This window comes from Leifsonia sp. SIMBA_070 (assembly GCF_046534635.1).
In the GTDB taxonomy this organism is placed as follows: domain Bacteria; phylum Actinomycetota; class Actinomycetes; order Actinomycetales; family Microbacteriaceae; genus Leifsonia.
Window position 1 is genome coordinate 1 of record NZ_JAWRYK010000592.1, and the last position, 254, is coordinate 254.

The 254-nt window shown below is 63.8% G+C and carries 1 protein-coding gene; it reads left to right on the forward strand.

The window, feature by feature from the left end:
- The coding region (locus SB754_RS21600; protein WP_410784367.1) for an ABC transporter permease subunit at nucleotides 1-254 on the forward strand (254 nt) is incomplete at both ends.

Genomic DNA, 254 nt, shown 5'->3' on the forward strand with positions numbered 1-254 from the left:
GCGGATCCTCAACGTCGTGATCGTGAGCGTGCAGGCCGTGCCGCCCATCACCCTGCTCATCCCGTACTTCGGGCTCATGGTCGGGCTGGGTCTCTACAACTCCTACGCGGGGCTGATCCTCACCTACATGGTGTTCACCCTGCCCTACGCGATCATCATGATGACCGGCTACTTCAACACCCTGCCGAAAGAGCTCGACGAGGCCGTGCGGGTCGACGGTGCCGGCTCCATGACGGCCCTCTGGCGCATCCTGG